Here is a 15,649-nt window from a genome sequence, read left to right on the forward strand (position 1 = left end):
CGCCTCCAGGAGTCCGTGATCGCCGCAGGGGCGCCGGCGGCCCTGGCGTCAGGGGTGCAGCAGGCGGTCGAGCACCGCGTCGTCGACGGAGCCGACCAGGTCGAACGCCATCAGGGCCGCGCCTCGGACCGCGTCGACCGACGCGGGCACGAGCACTGCGCTGCTCCCGCCACCGCTGAGGGCGGCGGACAGGCGAACGGTGAAGGCTCGGTCCGTGGCGAGCGAACCGGTCGTCGTCACCTCGACGGGGTCCGTGCCCACCAGCGGCGCCAGGAGCAGCACCCCGGTCGCGGTGCGCTCCGCCAGTGCCCGCAGCGCGGCGTCAGCGAGGGGGCTGGTGTCGGCCGCGGCGGTCACCAGCGGGGCGGCCGGCCCGAAGCGGCGGGTGACGGCGTGCTGCCCCTCCCGCAGCTCGAGGTCGAGTGCGAGCCGGCGCAGCGCGGTGACGCCGTCGGCGCCCAGCGCCTCCAGCAGACCGGCAACGAACGCGTCGTCAGCAGGTACCGCACGCCCCGCCAGCACCCGGTGCACCGCGTCGAGCACCAGGTGGCGCGCCGCCCCGGCGTAGTGCGCGAGCTGCCCGTTCTCGACCTCCGCGCCGTCGGCCGCGATCGCCATGACCATCGAGCCGGTACCGGCGACGACGATGACGCCGGGGCGTCCCAGCAGCGCTCCGCGGTGGGCCGTGACGGCGTCGTTGACGAAGACCTGCGGGCAGGAGAGCTCCGGGACGGCCAGGTGCCGGGCCGCCCACTCCCGCGACCGGTCGCCGCCGGCGCCGTCGTCCGTCCCGCGGCTGCTGATGCCTGCGACTCCGGCCACCAGGGCGCAGACCCCGCTCACCTCCACCCCGGCGCCGGCCAGGGCGCGGTGCACGGTCGACCTGAGGTTCTCGACGGCGTCGTCGTGGTGGTGCCACGCCCCCGCCGGACCCTCTGCCCGACCCAGCAGTGCGCCGTCGAGCGCGAAGCAGGCCGCTCGGGTGTGCGTGCCGCCGGCGTCGAGCGCGACGACGCACGACGTCCCCACGCCCTGCCTCAGCTCTCGACGTCGACGACGAGCGCGCGGTGGTCTCCCACCGCGAGCTGCTCGGCGGAACCGGTGGCCGTCACGGGCGCACCCAGGGAGACGACGTGGTCGAGCTGCAGCCGCGGCGCCGCCCCCGGGAACGTCGGTGCGGCGACGAGCGTCGGGCGGCCGGCGGCCAGCCGCACGAGGGGGGCGGGGAGGTTGAGGTCTCCGGCGAGCAGCACCGGGCGCGTCGCGCCGTCGGGACCGGCGGGCGCCAGGCCGCGCAGCCACGCGCTGACCCGCCGGAGCTGGCGCAGCGCTGTGGGCGGGGCGAACGAGAGGTGGGTCGCGGCGACCACGGTCCCGTCGCCGAGCACCGCGGCGACGGCCGCCCGCGGCTCGTCGGGGAAGAGCAGCAGCCCGGTCCGTCCGCTGGCGGGGTCGGGCACGACGAGCGGCAGGCGCCCCCGGCCGGTGCCGAGGTCCAGCGCGTGCCAGGCCACCACGGGCCGCCGCACCAGGAGCGCCACGCCGTACGTGGGACGCCGGCAGGCGGCCTCTGCGTCGCCGTCGGGCCCGCGCAGCGTCCCGGCCAGCGGAGACCAGTCGCGCCGGAGCCCCGGGGTGCCGGCGAGGGTCGGTGCGGCGCGCCAGTGCCCCAGGTCGAGGGCCGAGGCGACCGCGCGGGCCTGGTCGAGCGCGCCCGAGCGCGGCTGCGCGTCGTCGACCTCCGCCAGCGCCACCACGTCGCAGCCGGCCAGCGGCGCGACGGCTGCGCGCAGCGCCGCCTCGTCGAGGGGTCGCCCGCCCGCCCCGCGCCCGGAGGCCAGGTTGAGCGCCGCCACCCGCAGCGCGACGTCCCCTCCCGCCGGGTCGTGCGCGGTCACGGCGCGAGCTCGTCGCCGTCGTCGAGCGAGGCGTCGAGGTCCTCGAGCATCGCGGTGGCGTCGTCGAGCACGTCGTCGTCCTCCGAGGCCACCCCGTGCAGGAGGTACCGGGCCAGGGCCATCTCCCCGGCCAGGCGGGCCCGCCCGGCCAGCCCGGGGTCGGCGCCGGGCGGCTCGTGCCGGGCCGCGGCGCAGGCGGCGAGCACGCTCTCCAGGGTCTCGGTGGGGGCTGCCGCGGCGAGCCAGGCGACGTCGTCCGCGGGGTCACCGACGGCCAGCGAGCCCCAGCCGGTGATGCCGGTGACCGCGTGGCCGTCGGTGAGCACGCGGCTCCCGTCGAGGTCGCCGTGCACGACGACGGGGGAGAAGCGCCACCAGCTGACCTCCTCCAGCCCCTGCTCCCAGCGGGCGAGCAGACGGGCGGGCACGCGCCCGGTGGCGGCGGCGCGGTCGAGCTCGGACAGGCGGCGCCCGCGCAGCTCCGAGGCGCTCCACACCGGGAGCCCGGCCTCGTCGACCATCTCGCCCGGCAGCGCGTGCACGGCGGCGAGCGCCGCGGCCAGGGAGCCGGCGAGGCGACCGGGGGGCAGGTCGGCGACGTCGAGCGCGGCGCCGTCGAGCCAGGTGGTGACCACGACCCGGCCGCCCTCCGGCAGCGGCGCGGACCCGGACACCGCCGGGACGGCGAAGGGCAGGCGGTGCGGCGCGGTGGGGGTCCCGCCGACGCGCGCGAGGAGGCCCAGCGCGGCGGCCTCGCGCTCGAGGTCGGCGCCGGCGGCCGCCGTGCGCGGCACGCTCACGAGGTGCTTCTCCCCGCCGACGACCTCCACCACGGCGGCGTCGAGGTCGTCACCCGCGGCGCCCTCGTCGAGCAGCTGGACGCGCACCGGGTCGGCGCCCGGGAGCGCAGCGCTGGTCAGGGCTGCGAGCAGGTAGGGGTCCCGGCGCACGGGCCAACGCTAGTGCTCCGCGACCCGCCCGCCCCGCGGGCGCGGCCCCGGACCGCGGTCCGCACCGGGGCTGCCTACGGTGGCGTCGTGGCCCCCGCACCCCTGCCCGACCTGTCCCTGTCGCGATCCACCTCCGACCGCCAGGGCGCCCGCCGCGGCGACGACGGGCTGCTGGAGCAGCTCTGGCAGGACGACGCCGTCCGCGTGGTGCGCGTCCACGACGGCCGCACGCCCGTGGTCCGCGACGACCAGGGCGTCCGGCTGGCGCTCGTGCCGCCGTCGCACGTGCCGGACAGCGCGCCCCACGGCGTGCGCGTGCTGCTCGGCACCGGGCCCGACGGCACCTGGTTCGTGGCGGAGGAGGTCGCCGACCCCTCGCTCGACCCGGGAGGCGGTGACGACTGGGCCGACCTGCGCACGCTCGGCGTGGAGCTCGACGCCCTGGAGGCGGGCCTGCTCACGCAGGCCGTGGCGGTGCTGCGCTGGCACAAGGTCAACCCGCGCTGCCCGCGCTGCGGCGCGCCGACGTCCGTGGAGCAGGCCGGGTGGGTGCGCAGGTGCACCGCCGACGGCAGCGAGCACTTCCCGCGCACCGACCCCGCGGTGATCATGTCGGTGGTCGACGCTGACGACCGCCTGCTGCTCGGCCACAACGACATGTGGCCCGCCAAGCGGTACTCGACGCTCGCCGGCTTCGTCGAGCCGGGGGAGTCCCTCGAGGCCGCCGTGCGCCGCGAGGTGCTGGAGGAGGTCGGCATCGAGGTCGGCGACGTCGACTACCTCGGCAACCAGCCCTGGCCGTTCCCCGCCTCGCTCATGCTCGGGTTCCGCGGCACCGCGGTCAGCACCGAGGTGCTCACGGACGACGTCGAGATCACCGACGCCCGCTGGTTCTCCCGCGACGAGCTCGTGGAGGCGCTGCGCGACGGCGACGTGCTGCTCCCGCCGCCGGTCTCCATCGCCCGCCGGATCATCGAGCAGTGGTTCGGCGGTCCGCTCCAGGACGACGGCGGCGTCTGGCGCTGAGCCCGCCCGCGGTTCTGGACCGCAGCCGGGCGCTCGGTTGCGGTGTCAGGGGCGTGGGAACCGCAGCCGGGCGCTCGGTTGCGGTGTCAGGGGCGTGGGAACCGCAGCCGGGCGCTCGGCTGCGGTCGGACAGGAGCTGCGACAGACCCGCGGGCGCCGGGTCAGGGGACGACGACGGCGGGGTGGCGGGGGTCCTCGCAGCGCACGACCACGTCGGCGCGCGGCGCGGGGTCGGTCTCCTCGAGGTAGCGGGCCCACGCGCCCGTGATGCGGTCGGCATCGCCCTCGGGCAGGCGGCGGCGCTGGGCCGCGGCGGAGGTCTGCAGGTGGACGACGGCGTCCAGGGCCCCGCTCATCTCCCACCGCAGCAGGAACGGGCCCGTCAGCACCAGCACGGCTCCCGGCGGTGCGTCGCGCCGGGGCAGCCGGGTGGAGCGGTCGCGCTCGGCGTCCCACAGCGCGGGCAGCCACGCGCCGGAGCCGCCCGGGCCGAGGGGGTCGAGCACCTCCCGCAGCAGGGCGTACAGGTCGTACCAGCTCTCGTAGCCGGAGTCGGGGTCGCGGCTGCCGTGCTCCAGGCGCAGCGAGCGCGGGCGCAGGTAGTCCTCGGAGTCCACGCGGAGCACCGGTCGGCCCCGGGAGGTCAGGGCGGCCTCGACCGCGTCGGCGAAGACGGCCGCGTCGGCCGGGACGGCGGCGTCGACGCCCAGGCGCAGGGCCGGTGCCCCCGCGGACGGGGAGCGCTCGAGCGCCGCCAGGGCGCGGTCGGCGACCCCGGCGGCGTCGAGCGGCTCGACCCTCAGGACGGCCTCAGGAGAGCTTGGCCTTGACCTCGGCCAGCGACGGGTTGGTGGCCGAGGAGCCGTCGGGGAACACGACGGTCGGGACGGTCTGGTTGCCGCCGTTCACGCTCATCACGTAGTCGGCCGCACCGGGGACCTCCTCGATGTTCACCTCGTTCCAGGTGATGCCCTCGCGCTGCAGGCCCTTCTTGAGGATCTTGCAGTAGCCGCACCAGGTGGTCGTGTACATCGTGATGGAGCCCTGCTCGGGCAGCGTGGGGGCGGACATCGCTCTCCTCGGTCGGTGGTCGGTGGTCGGTGTTCTTGTTCCACCGGTCCTCAACACCCGACCCCGCCGTGGTCATCCCGCCGGGGTCGCCCTGGTCACAACGGACAGAACCTCGACCCCGCCGGAGCGGTGCCCGACCGTGGCGGGGTGGCGACGGTGCTGCTGTTCCGGTGCCAGGCGGCCGAGGCCGACCTGGACGCCGCCGCGCGCGCCCTGGAGCGGGCGGGCCTCGACGTCGAGGGCGTCAGCGCGGCGCCCGAGCCCGTCGTCACGGCGAGCCGGGTGGTCACCCGGCGCGGCGCGGTGCTCGGGGCCTGGGCCGAGGCGGTGGAGCGCGCTCACGCGGAGCTGCGCTCCGAGGGCGTCACCGGTCTGGTGGAGCTGGCCGACGTGCAGCGGCGCCCGCAGGTGCGCACCGCGTCCGCCGCCGCAGCGGTCACCCCCTGAGCCTCACCACCAGGTCGGCGCGGTGGGCGCTGGCCGCGACGACGTCGGCGTTGGCCTGGTCCGGGCCGAGCGACCACGCCCTCGCGACGTCGGGGGCCTTGCCGAAGCGCTCGTGGCGGGCCACCAGCCTCTCCACCCGCAGCTCCTCGGCGGGGGCCAGGAACCACACCTCGTCGAGCAGCTCGCGCACCGGGGCCCACGGGCCGTCGAGCAGGAGGTAGTTGCCCTCCGTGACCACCAGAGGGGTCCCTGCGCGGACGGGGACGGCGCTGCCCACGGGCTCCTCGAGGTCGCGCCGGAACAGCGGGGCGTGCACCACCGGCTCGGCGTCGTCAGCGGCGCGCAGGCGCCGCAGCAGCGCCACGTAGCCGCCGGCGTCGAAGGTGTCCGGCGCGCCCTTGCGGTCCGCCCGCCCCCAGCGCTCGAGGGTCGCCTGGGCGAGGTGGAAGCCGTCCATGCCGACCAGGGCTGCGCCCTCCCCGGCGCCCGCGCTGCTGGCGGGGCCCGCCAGCTCGGCGGTCAGCCGGGCCACCAGCAGCTCCGCCAGCGTCGACTTGCCCGCGCCCGGGGCGCCGACGACGCCCAGGAGCACCCGCCGTCCACCCGCGGCGGCCACGAGGGAGCCGGCCCTGTCGACCAGGTCGTCGGCGGTGAGCTCGACCGGGTCGGGGGTGGGGGCGGCGGAGGGCTGTGGACGGTGGGACGGCGTTGTCGGCACGGTCAGCCATCATGGGCGGAGTCATGAGCAGTGCAACGAGCAGCCCGAGCGCGCGCACCGGCGACGCCGTCCACGCGACGCTCGCCGACGCCGTCCTCGCCTCCCTCGACCCGGAGCAGCGGGCCGTGGCCACGGCCCTGCGGGGCCCGGTGTGCGTGCTCGCCGGCGCCGGCACGGGCAAGACCCGCGCCATCACCCACCGCATCGCCCACGGCGTGCACTCCGGCGTGTACGACCCGCGCAGCGTGCTGGCCCTCACCTTCACCTCCCGCGCCGCGGGCGAGATGCGCTCGCGGCTGCGCGACCTGGGCGTCCCCGCGGTGCAGGCCCGCACCTTCCACGCCGCGGCCCTGCGCCAGCTCCAGTACTTCTGGCCCACGGCCGTGGGTGGTCCGCTGCCGGTGCTCGTGGAGCACAAGGCGCGGCTGGTCGCCGAGGCCGCGAGCCGGCTGCGCCTGTCGGTCGACAGGACGGCGGTGCGCGACCTGTCCGCCGAGGTCGAGTGGGCCAAGGTGGCGCTGCTGACGCCCGAGGCCTACCCGGCGGGCGTCGCGAAGGCCGGCCGCACGCCTCCCGCGGGCCTCGACCCGAGCGCGATGAGCCGGGTGATGCAGTCCTACGAGGACGTCAAGACCGACCGCGGCGCGATGGACTTCGAGGACGTCCTGCTGCTGACCAGCGGCATCCTCGCCGAGCGCGGCGACGTCGCCGAGAGCGTGCGCCGCCAGTACCGCTTCTTCACCGTCGACGAGTACCAGACGTCTCCCCGCTGCAGCAGCGCCTGCTCGACCTGTGGCTCGGCGGTCGCGAGGACGTGTGCGTCGTCGGCGACGCCAGCCAGACCATCTACTCCTTCGCGGGCGCCACGCCCGCGCACCTGTTGGAGTTCCCCCGCCGCCACACCGGCGCCACCGTGGTCCGGCTCGTTCGCGACTACCGCTCCACGCCGCAGGTGGTGGCGCTCGCCAACCGCCTGCTCGACCGGGCCCCCGCCGAGGCGGTGCGCGCCCGCGTCGAGCTGGTGGCCCAGCGCCCGTCGGGCCCCGACCCGGTCTTCACCAGCTACGACGACGACGTCGCCGAGGCGGCGGGCGTCGCGGCCGCGGTGCGGCGCCGTCTCGACGCCGGCACCCCGGCGTCCGAGGTCGCGGTGCTGTTCCGCACCAACGGGCAGTCCGAGCCGCTGGAGCAGGCCCTCTCCGAGGCCGGCGTCGGCTACCAGCTGCGCGGCGGCGAGAAGTTCTTCTTCCGCGCCGAGGTGCGCCAGGCGGTGCTGCTGCTGCGCGGCGCCGCGCGCTCCGACGACGGCTCCAGCCCTCTCGGCGAGGCCGTGCGCGACGTGCTCGCCACCAGCGGCTGGACCCCCGAGCCGCCCGCTGCCGCCGGCGCGGCCCGCGACCGGTGGGCCTCCCTGCAGGCGCTGGCCGCCCTCGCCGACGACGTCGATGCCGCGCGCCCCGGCGCCCGCGTCGCCGACCTCGTCACCGAGATCGACGAGCGCACCGCGGCGCAGCACGCCCCGACGGTGCAGGGCGTGACCCTCGCGTCCTTCCACGCCGCCAAGGGCCTGGAGTGGGACGCCGTGTGGCTGGTGGGCGTGAGCGAGGGCCTGCTGCCGATCAGCTTCTCCGCCGACGACCCCGAGAAGGTCGAGGAGGAGCGCCGCCTGCTCTACGTGGGCATCACCCGCGCCCGCGAGCACCTGTCGCTGTCGTGGGGGAGGGCGCGGACGCCGGGCGGGCGCGCCAGCCGCTCGCCGTCGCGCTTCCTCGACGGGCTGCGGCCCCGCGAGGCCGGCGAGCGCGAGCCCGGCCGCCGCGGCGGCGCCAGCAGCGGCTCGGGCGGTCGCAAGAAGGGACCGGGCCTGGCCCGCACCTGCCGCGGCTGCGGCACGGCCCTCAGCGACCCGGCCGAGCGCAAGGTGGGGCGCTGCGCCACGTGCCCGCCCACCTACGACGAGGGCGTCTTCGAGGCGCTGCGCACCTGGCGGTCCGCCACGGCGAGCGAGGCGAAGGTGCCCGCGTACGTCGTCTTCACCGACGCGACGCTGGTCGCCATCGCCGAGTCCGGTCCTGCCGACACCGCGGGTCTGGCCCGCATCGCCGGGGTGGGCCCGGCCAAGCTGGAGCGCTACGGCGAGGCGGTCCTCGCGGTCCTGGCCGACCCGTCGGCGGTCTCCCGCGACTGACCGCTGGCCCGCTCGCGCGACGGCTTCGAAGGTCTGCGAAAAACCCGTTGTGCCGATCTGCGGGGCGGGCCTAGCCTCGTGGACACGCGATCACCACTGTCCGCAACGGGCGGTGGGCGAGCTGAGGAGGTGCGCGATGAACGAGACCACGACTGACCGTGGCGTCCAGGTGATGTCCTGGGGCTCCACCACGCGCGCCTTCGGCGCCCCGTTCCAGGGGACCGGTCTGTCCTTCGAAGGCCTCGTCGCCTCGGCGGACCGCTCGCGCGGTGAGCTCTCCGGCACCGGGCGCGGCGCTGTCGCCGCCCCCGGCGGCTCGGCCCACGCGGCCAGCTACCGGCCTCGCCTCGTCGTCATCCCCGACCCCCGCCCCTCGGGCGTCCTCCCTGCCTGCCGGCAGGAGACCCGCCAGCTGGTGACCAGCTAGCAGGTCCTCCTCCACGGCGAGCAGGCCGCGGACCCCCCACGGGGTCCGCGGCCTTCGTGCTGCTGCGGCCCCTCCCACCGCTCCTCAGCACCGCCGCTCCGAGAGGAAACCCCATGTCGTCGCTGCCCTGCCGGGTGAACGACCCCGAGCTCTGGTTCGCCGAGCTGCCGCAGGACGTCGAGGCCGCCAAGGCCCTGTGCACCGGTTGCCCCCTGCGCGCCGACTGCCTGGACGGCGCCCTCGAGCGCTCCGAGCCGTGGGGCGTCTGGGGCGGGAGCTCGTGCTCTCCGGCGTCGTCGTCCCCCGCAAGCGGCCCCGGGGCCGCCCCCGCAAGCACCCCCTGCCCGAGCCCGTCGGCGCCGTCAGCGCTGTCGCCTGAGGGGCTCCCACCACCCCTGGAGACCACCGTGCACACCTACCACCCCGACCAGGTGCTCGCCCTGCACCACGTCCACCGCGCCGAGCTGCAGCGCGCCGTGGCCGCCTCCCGCGAGGAGGCGGTCCGGCGCGACCGGGCCCGCGCCGTCCGCCTGGCGGCGCGCGCCGAGCGGCTCGCCGTCCGCGCCGCGCGGCGGGCGCTGGCCCGTCCGCGCACCGCCTGAGGCCGGCCCAGCACCACGGGGCCCCGGGGGTCGTGGACCTCCGGGGCACCGTGGTGCCAGGGTCTGACCATGCGCAGCAACCTCTTCGACGCCGCCACCGCCGAGAAGCAGACCAGCGACCGCTGGGTCCTGCAGAACTCGGCGATGCTGCGGGTCAGCCTCTCCCAGGACGTCCTCGCGGCGAAGGGCTCGATGGTCGCGTACCAGGGCCGCGTGTCCTTCCAGCACGAGGGCTCCGGCTCGGTGGCCAAGTTCCTCAAGAAGGTCATGACCAGCGAGGACACCCCGCTCATGCGCGTCTCCGGTGACGGCGAGGTCTTCTTCGCCAACACCGCCGAGCACGTCCACCTCGTCCTGCTCGAGGGCGACGGCATCAGCGTCGACGGCAAGAACCTGCTCGCCTTCGACGCCTCCCTCGACTGGGACATCCGCCGCGTCCAGGGCGCGGGCGGCCTCTCGGGCGGCATGTGGAACGTCGAGGTCTCGGGCCACGGCGTCGTCGCCCTCACCAGCGACGGCCCGCCGGTGCTGCTCGACTGCTCCCAGCAGCCCACCGGCGTCGACATCCAGGCCGCCGTCGCCTGGTCGAGCCACCTGGCGCCGCAGCTGGTGAACAGCATGAACGTGCGCTCGCTGCTGCGCGGCGGCTCGGGCGAGGCGTTCCAGTACCTGTTCCACGGCCCGGGCTTCGTGCTGGTGCAGCCGAGCGAGGGCCGTCCGCTCGGCGGCCAGGGCTCCGGCGGCGGCAACAGCGGCGGGTTCCTCGGCGACCTGATGCGCTGACCCCCCCAGTCCCCGCGACGATCATGCGGATCTGCGCCAGGTGCGCCGGGGTCGTGTGCCGGTGGTGGCGCTCAGGTGCGTGATCGTCGCGGGGGTGTGCTGGCGGGTTCCTCGGCGACCTGATGCGCTGCCCCCCCAGTCCACGCGACGATCATGCGGATCTGCGCCACGTGCGCCGGGGTCGGGTGCCGGTGGTGGCGCTCAGGTGCGTGATCGTCGCGGGAGGGGTCAGCGCACCTGGTTCGGCGGGCGCTGGCCGCGGGCGAAGGCAGCGACCTGCTCGGCCGCCTGCGACCACGCCCGCTCGCCGGAGCCCTCGGTGTTGCCCGCGACGTGCGGCGTCAGCAGCAGGCCGGGGGCGTCCCAGAGCGGGTGGTCGGCGGGGAGCGGCTCGGGGTCGGTGACGTCGAGCGCCGCCTGGAGCCGTCCGCCCTGCAGCTCCGCCAGCAGGGCGGAGGTGTCGACGAGCGGTCCGCGCCCGGCGTTGACCACGAGGGCGCCGTCGGGCAGCGCCGCCAGCAGCTCGGCGTCGACCACGTGGCGCGTGTCGTCGGTCAGCGGCAGGACGACGACGAGCACGTCCGTCGTCCCCAGCAGCTCGCGGGCGACCTCCATGCTCACCACGCCGTCGCGGGCGGTCCGCGCCGCCACGGTCACGGAGGCCCCGAACGGCAGCAGGCGCGCCCTGACGTTCTCCCCGAGGTCGCCCGCGCCGAGCACCAGCACGCGCGAGCGCAGCAGGGTGCGCGCCTGGCGCCCCTCCCAGCGGTGCTCGCGCTGGGCGTCGAGCAGCTCGGGCACGAGCCGCAGCTGCGCCAGCACCGCGGTGAGCACCCACTCCGCGGTCGAGCCGCCGTGCGCGCCCCGGGCGGTGGCGATGCCGACGCCCTCGCGCAGGTCGCCCCACTGCTCGCTGCCCTGGCCGAGGCTGACCAGCAGCTGGAGGTCGGGCAGCTGCGCCACCTGCGCGAGCGCGGCCTCCACCTCGGCGGGGCTCTCCGCCGGGCCCACCACCAGCGCTCGGGCGCTCCGCGCCTGCTCCGGGACGACGTCCTCGGGAGCGACGACCGCCGTCCTCACCCCCGCGGAGGCGAGGGCCGCGGCGCCGTCGGCGTCCGGGACCACGACGAGGGGCTGCTGCTCGGGGGCGTGCTCAGGCATGGGCGCATCATCCGTCGTCGTACCCTTGCCGGTCGTGGCAGCCGTCGACCTCCCCGCTGAGATCTCCTCCCTCCGCACCACCTACCGGACGGTCCGCGAGGTCAGCGACGTCGACGCCCTCACGGCGACGGTCGCCTCGCTGACCGAGCAGGCCTCGGCCCCGGACCTGTGGGACGACGTCGAGAACGCCCAGGCCGTGACCAGCAGGCTCTCGCACGCGCAGTCCGAGCTCGAGCGGCTGGAGCGCATGGGCGCCCGCATCGACGACCTCGACACCCTGGTGGAGATGGCCGACGAGGCCGCCGCCGAGGGCGACGCCGAGACGGCCGACGAGACCCGTGCGGAGGCCGAGAAGGAGCTCACGAGCATCCGCAAGGCCCTCGGCGAGCTCGAGGTCCGCACGCTGCTGTCCGGGGAGTACGACCAGCGCGAGGCGCTCGTCACCATCCGCGCCGAGGCCGGTGGCGTCGACGCCGCCGACTTCGCCGAGATGCTGCTGCGCATGTACCTGCGCTGGGCCGAGCGCCACGGGCACAAGGCGGAGGTCATGGACACCTCCTACGCCGAGGAGGCGGGCATCAAGTCCGCGACGATGGCGGTCCACGCCCCCTACGCCTACGGCACGCTGTCGGTCGAGCAGGGGACCCACCGCCTCGTGCGCATCAGCCCCTTCGACAACCAGGGCCGCCGCCAGACCTCCTTCGCCGGTGTCGAGGTGCTCCCGGTCACCGAGGAGACCGACCACATCGAGATCCCGGAGAACGACCTCCGCGTCGACGTGTTCCGCTCCTCCGGCCCGGGCGGGCAGTCGGTGAACACCACCGACTCCGCCGTGCGCCTGACCCACCTGCCCACCGGCATCGTGGTCAGCTGCCAGAACGAGAAGAGCCAGCTGCAGAACAAGGCGGCGGCGCTGCGCGTGCTGCAGGCCCGCCTGCTGGTGCGCGCCCGAGAGGAGCGCCAGGCCGAGCTCGACGCGCTGAAGGGCGACGACTCCGGCAGCTGGGGCAACCAGATGCGCTCGTACGTGCTGAACCCGTACCAGATGGTCAAGGACCTCCGCACCGAGCACGAGGTCGGCAACCCCGCCTCGGTGTTCGACGGCGAGATCGACGACTTCCTGGAGACCGGCATCCGCTGGCGCCGCCAGCGCGAGCGCGCCTCCGAGAGCTGACCGGGGTCTGACCCGCCGGGCGCGCCCCACCCGGCGCGTCCGCGGGCGACACGCCGGGCGAGATGCCAGGGTTCGCCGTCACTGTCTGCTTACGCTCGATGACGCCCACCCGTCCCCGAGCTGGCAGGCGACCGTGATCCGCTTCGAGTCCGTCTCCAAGACCTACCCGCGCTCCAAGCGGCCGGCTCTGCACCGCGTCAACCTCGACGTGGAGCGCGGTGAGTTCGTCTTCCTCGTGGGCGCCTCGGGCTCGGGCAAGTCGACCCTGCTGCGGCTGGTGCTGCGCGAGGACGTCGCGACGCGGGGCTCGGTGCACGTGGCCGGCCGCGACGTCGCCCGCCTGTCGAGCTGGAAGGTGCCGCACCTGCGGCGGCAGATGGGCGTGGTGTTCCAGGACTTCCGCCTGCTGCCCGGCAAGAACGTCTTCGACAACGTCGCCTTCGCGCTGCAGGTGATCGGCAAGAGCCGCCACCACATCGCCCAGGTCGTGCCCGAGACCCTCGAGCTGGTGGGCCTGGCCGGCAAGGAGCGCCGCCTGCCCCACGAGCTGTCCGGCGGCGAGCAGCAGCGCGTGGCCATCGCCCGCGCCTTCGTCAACCGGCCCGCGATCCTGCTGGCCGACGAGCCCACCGGCAACCTCGACCCCGAGACCAGCGCCGGGATCATGAAGCTGCTGGAGCGGATCAACCGCACGAGCACCACGATCCTCATGGCCACGCACGACACCGGCACGGTCGACGCCCTGCGCAAGCGCGTGGTGCAGCTCGAGGGCGGGGTCGTCGTCCGCGACGAGGCCGCCGGCGGGTACGCCACGGGCGCGCTGCGCGCCGTGGACGAGGCCGACCGCTCGCCCGTGGACGGCCCCGGGGGCCCGGGTGGCGGACGCGGCGCGGACACCGGCTGGGCGGGCGCCCGCCCGGGCGCGACGGAGGTCTGGCGGTGAGGGTCCGGTTCCTCGCGTCCGAGATCCTCGGCGGGCTGCGCCGCAACACCGCGATGACCGTCTCGGTGGTGCTGGTCACCTTCGTGTCGCTGGTCTTCGTCGGAGCGGGCGCGCTGCTGCAGCTGCAGGTCAACCAGATGAAGGACTACTGGTACGACCGCGTGCAGGTCTCGGTGTTCCTCTGCACCGCCGACTCCGAGGCGCCGACCTGCACCAGCGGAGAGGTCACGCCGTCGCAGCGCGACGCGGTGCTCGCCGAGCTGCGGTCGCCGACGCTGCAGCCCTACGTGGAGTCGGTGCAGTTCGAGTCGAAGGCCGACGCCTACGCGCGCTTCCAGCAGCAGTTCGCGGGCACGGCCATCGCCGAGTCGGCCACCGAGGACCAGCTCAACGAGTCCTTCCGCGTGAAGCTCACCGACCCCACCAAGTACGACGTCGTGACCCAGTTCTTCGCCGGGACCCCGGGCGTCGAGCAGGTGCAGGACCAGCGCCGCGTGCTCGACCCGTTCTTCACCGTGCTGAACGTCGCGACCGCGGTGGCCGGCGGGTTCGCCCTGGTGATGATCGTGGCCGCGGCCCTGCTCATCGCGACCACCATCCGCCTGTCCGCCTTCAGCCGCCGCCGCGAGACCGGGATCATGCGCCTGGTCGGGGCCAGCAAGCTGCTCATCCAGCTGCCGTTCCTGCTGGAGGGGGTGCTGGCCGCCGTCGTCGGCGCCGCCCTGGCCGTGGGCGCGCTGTACGCGGCCGTCAGGTTCGGCGTGCAGGGCTGGCTGGTCGAGGCGCTGCCGCTGTTCGGGTACGTCGGCACCCACCAGGTGTGGCTCGTGGCCCCCGTCCTCGTGGCGGTGGCGGTGCTCCTCGCGGGCACGGCGTCGGTCACGACGCTCTCGCGCTACCTGCGCGTCTGAGCCGGTGCCTGTTCACGACGCCGGCCGCTCAGGACGCCGGCTGCTGCTGGCGGTCTGCGCCGTCGTCGTCGCCGTGCTGCTCGGCGCGGTGGGCCTGGTGCCGGGCGGTGCCAGCCCCGCCGACGCCGCCACGGACGCCCAGCTGCGGGCGAAGCAGCAGCAGCTGGAGGACGCCCTGGCGCAGGCGCAGGAGGGGCTCGCGGACTCCGGTGAGCGCGCGCAGCAGGCTGCGGCCGAGCTCGCCGACGTCCAGTCGCGCCAGCCGGCCGTCCAGGCCGCGCTGGACAGCGCGCAGACGGCCGTCCGGACGGCCAAGGACCGCGACGTCGAGCTCGCCGGCCAGCTCGCCGCCGCCGAGGCCGCCGAGCAGGTCGCCGTCGACGAGCTGGCCCAGGGCGAGGCCGACCTGGCCGCGGCCGAGAAGCGCGTCTCCCGCCTGGTCTCCGCGACCTACCGCGGGGGAGGGATCGACACCGGTCTCGCCCTGGCCGTGGTGGGCGGCGAGGGACCCAGCGAGCTGGCCGACCGCCTCGCGCTCGTCGACGCCGCCGCCCGCGTGCAGCAGGCGTCCACGGCCCGCCTGGCGCAGACGAAGGCCGAGCAGCAGCACCGCGCCGACCGCCTCGAGGCGGTGCGCGCGCAGATCGCCGAGCTCCGCGCCCAGGCGGCCGAGCAGGTCGTCGTCACCCAGCGCGCCGAGGCCGAGGCGCAGGCCCGCAAGGACGAGCTCGCCGCGCTGGAGGCCACCAAGGCGAAGGCCCTGGCCGACGTCGAGGCGGAGAAGCGCGCCTACGAGCAGCAGGCGGCGGCCGCGCAGGCCGAGAGCGACGACATCGGCGCCCAGCTGCGGGCCCGGGCCAAGGCCCGCGGCTCCAAGGGCGGCTCGAGCTCGGGCGGCTCGGCGGCCCCGCAGCGGGGCGTGCTCGGCAACCCGCTGGCCTCGATGACGGTGACCTCGGGCTTCGGGTACCGCGTCCACCCCGTCTACCACGTGCGCCGCCTGCACGCCGGGACCGACCTCCGGGCAGCCTGCGGCACCCCGGTCTACGCCGCCGCCGACGGCGAGGTCGTGCGCGCCGGCCCCGGCACGGGCTACGGCAACATCCTCGTCATCGACCACGGGACGATCGGCGGCCGCGACGTGGCCACCGCCTACGCCCACCTGTCGCGCTTCGCCGCCTCCCCGGGGCAGGACGTGAAGAAGGGGCAGCTGGTCGCCTACTCCGGCAGCACCGGCGTGGGCACGGCCTGCCACCTGCACTTCGAGGTGCGCGTGGACGGCAGCCCGACCGACGCGATGGCCGGCTGGCTCTGACGCCGGTCCCACCGGCCGGTCGGTGGTGGGTCGGT

Annotated in this window: 16 protein-coding genes and 2 pseudogenes; 11 read left to right on the plus strand and 7 right to left on the minus strand. The window is 76.0% G+C overall.

The features are described 5' to 3' along the window. Nucleotides 1-48 precede the first annotated feature (48 nt). From F1641_RS01785 to F1641_RS01795, 3 genes are read right to left on the minus strand one after another with little or no spacing between them, the layout of a single operon-like run. Nucleotides 49-1,029: a BadF/BadG/BcrA/BcrD ATPase family protein gene (locus F1641_RS01785; protein WP_194902763.1), complete on the minus strand. Its 981-nt coding sequence runs from the start codon at nt 1,027-1,029 to the stop codon at nt 49-51. 8 nt (nt 1,030-1,037) lie between these two features. Continuing rightward, on the minus strand, nt 1,038-1,898 hold the full coding sequence (locus F1641_RS01790) for an endonuclease/exonuclease/phosphatase family protein (protein WP_206690381.1): 861 nt from the start codon (nt 1,896-1,898) through the stop codon (nt 1,038-1,040). Beyond that, nucleotides 1,895-2,848: a phosphotransferase gene (locus F1641_RS01795; RefSeq protein ID WP_194902764.1), complete on the minus strand. Its 954-nt coding sequence runs from the start codon at nt 2,846-2,848 to the stop codon at nt 1,895-1,897. Before F1641_RS01795 ends, F1641_RS01790 begins: the two co-directional genes overlap by 4 nt. A gap of 87 nt (nt 2,849-2,935) precedes the next feature. On the opposite strand from F1641_RS01795, the gene nudC reads away from it, so the two are divergent. Then, a complete protein-coding gene (gene nudC / locus F1641_RS01800; RefSeq protein ID WP_194902765.1) occupies nt 2,936-3,874 on the plus strand; it encodes an NAD(+) diphosphatase in 939 nt (312 codons plus the stop codon). A 161-nt stretch (nt 3,875-4,035) separates the two neighbouring features. Here nudC and F1641_RS01805 read toward each other — a convergent pair whose 3' ends face one another. Together F1641_RS01805 and F1641_RS01810 are read right to left on the minus strand one after the other, a co-directional pair. Continuing rightward, nucleotides 4,036-4,491: a hypothetical protein gene (locus F1641_RS01805; RefSeq protein WP_206690382.1), complete on the minus strand. Its 456-nt coding sequence runs from the start codon at nt 4,489-4,491 to the stop codon at nt 4,036-4,038. A 193-nt stretch (nt 4,492-4,684) separates the two neighbouring features. Continuing rightward, on the minus strand, nt 4,685-4,945 hold the full coding sequence (locus F1641_RS01810) for a mycoredoxin (protein WP_194902766.1): 261 nt from the start codon (nt 4,943-4,945) through the stop codon (nt 4,685-4,687). Nucleotides 4,946-5,092: 147 nt separating this feature from the next. Between F1641_RS01810 and F1641_RS01815 the strand changes: the two genes are divergently transcribed. Beyond that, nucleotides 5,093-5,392, plus strand: coding sequence for a hypothetical protein (locus F1641_RS01815; RefSeq protein WP_194902767.1), 300 nt, complete (start codon nt 5,093-5,095; stop codon nt 5,390-5,392). Here the strand turns inward: F1641_RS01815 and F1641_RS01820 are convergent. Beyond that, nucleotides 5,382-6,110 (minus strand): nucleoside/nucleotide kinase family protein, encoded by a 729-nt coding sequence (locus tag F1641_RS01820; protein WP_309225313.1) that lies wholly within the window; start codon nt 6,108-6,110, stop codon nt 5,382-5,384. The genes F1641_RS01815 and F1641_RS01820 overlap by 11 nt on opposite strands. 23 nt (nt 6,111-6,133) lie before the next feature. Between F1641_RS01820 and F1641_RS22760 the strand changes: the two are divergent. The 5 genes and pseudogenes from F1641_RS22760 (at nt 6,134) to F1641_RS01845 (ending at nt 10,110) form a co-directional block, all read left to right on the plus strand. Further along, nucleotides 6,134-8,298, plus strand: a pseudogene (locus F1641_RS22760) (ATP-dependent DNA helicase UvrD2). A gap of 136 nt (nt 8,299-8,434) precedes the next feature. Then, nucleotides 8,435-8,725, plus strand: coding sequence for a hypothetical protein (locus F1641_RS01830; protein WP_194902768.1), 291 nt, complete (start codon nt 8,435-8,437; stop codon nt 8,723-8,725). A 113-nt stretch (nt 8,726-8,838) separates the two neighbouring features. Continuing rightward, nucleotides 8,839-9,104, plus strand: a pseudogene (locus F1641_RS22765) (WhiB family transcriptional regulator). A gap of 28 nt (nt 9,105-9,132) precedes the next feature. Next, nucleotides 9,133-9,327, plus strand: a complete 195-nt coding sequence (locus F1641_RS22770; RefSeq protein ID WP_194902769.1) for a hypothetical protein — start codon at nt 9,133-9,135, stop codon at nt 9,325-9,327. A gap of 69 nt (nt 9,328-9,396) precedes the next feature. Then, nucleotides 9,397-10,110 (plus strand): AIM24 family protein, encoded by a 714-nt coding sequence (locus F1641_RS01845; RefSeq protein WP_194902770.1) that lies wholly within the window; start codon nt 9,397-9,399, stop codon nt 10,108-10,110. Between the two features lie 228 nt (nt 10,111-10,338). Here the strand turns inward: F1641_RS01845 and F1641_RS01850 are convergent, their stop codons facing one another. Beyond that, nucleotides 10,339-11,271 carry an NAD(P)-dependent oxidoreductase gene (locus tag F1641_RS01850; protein WP_194902771.1) on the minus strand — a complete coding sequence of 311 codons (933 nt, stop codon included), beginning with the start codon at nt 11,269-11,271 and terminating at the stop codon, nt 10,339-10,341. A gap of 34 nt (nt 11,272-11,305) precedes the next feature. Between F1641_RS01850 and prfB the strand changes: the two genes are divergently transcribed. From prfB to F1641_RS22775, 4 genes are all read left to right on the plus strand, one after another. Next, complete coding sequence (gene prfB / locus F1641_RS01855) at nt 11,306-12,445, plus strand: peptide chain release factor 2 (protein WP_194902772.1); 1,140 nt, start codon at nt 11,306-11,308, stop codon at nt 12,443-12,445. Nucleotides 12,446-12,578: 133 nt separating this feature from the next. Then, nucleotides 12,579-13,388, plus strand: coding sequence for a cell division ATP-binding protein FtsE (ftsE, locus tag F1641_RS01860; protein WP_194902773.1), 810 nt, complete (start codon nt 12,579-12,581; stop codon nt 13,386-13,388). Further along, nucleotides 13,385-14,299, plus strand: a complete 915-nt coding sequence (gene ftsX, locus F1641_RS01865) for a permease-like cell division protein FtsX (protein WP_194902774.1) — start codon at nt 13,385-13,387, stop codon at nt 14,297-14,299. The genes ftsE and ftsX overlap by 4 nt, the downstream gene beginning before the upstream one ends. A 4-nt stretch (nt 14,300-14,303) precedes the next feature. After that, entirely contained in the window at nt 14,304-15,614 is a 1,311-nt protein-coding gene (locus F1641_RS22775; RefSeq protein ID WP_194902775.1) for a M23 family metallopeptidase, read from the plus strand. Nucleotides 15,615-15,649 lie beyond the last annotated feature (35 nt).

This window comes from Quadrisphaera sp. INWT6 (assembly GCF_015390235.1).
Classification (GTDB): domain Bacteria; phylum Actinomycetota; class Actinomycetes; order Actinomycetales; family Quadrisphaeraceae; genus Quadrisphaera.

What these genes read in the sequence shown, in the direction of transcription:
- F1641_RS01810 (WP_194902766.1), bottom strand. Translation starts at nt 4,945, where the DNA reads ATGTCCGCCCCCACGCTGCCCGAGCAGGGCTCCATCACGATGTACACG.
- F1641_RS01830 (WP_194902768.1), top strand. Translation starts at nt 8,435, where the DNA reads ATGAACGAGACCACGACTGACCGTGGCGTCCAGGTGATGTCCTGGGGC.
- F1641_RS01845 (WP_194902770.1), top strand. Translation starts at nt 9,397, where the DNA reads ATGCGCAGCAACCTCTTCGACGCCGCCACCGCCGAGAAGCAGACCAGC.
- F1641_RS01850 (WP_194902771.1), bottom strand. Translation starts at nt 11,271, where the DNA reads ATGCCTGAGCACGCCCCCGAGCAGCAGCCCCTCGTCGTGGTCCCGGAC.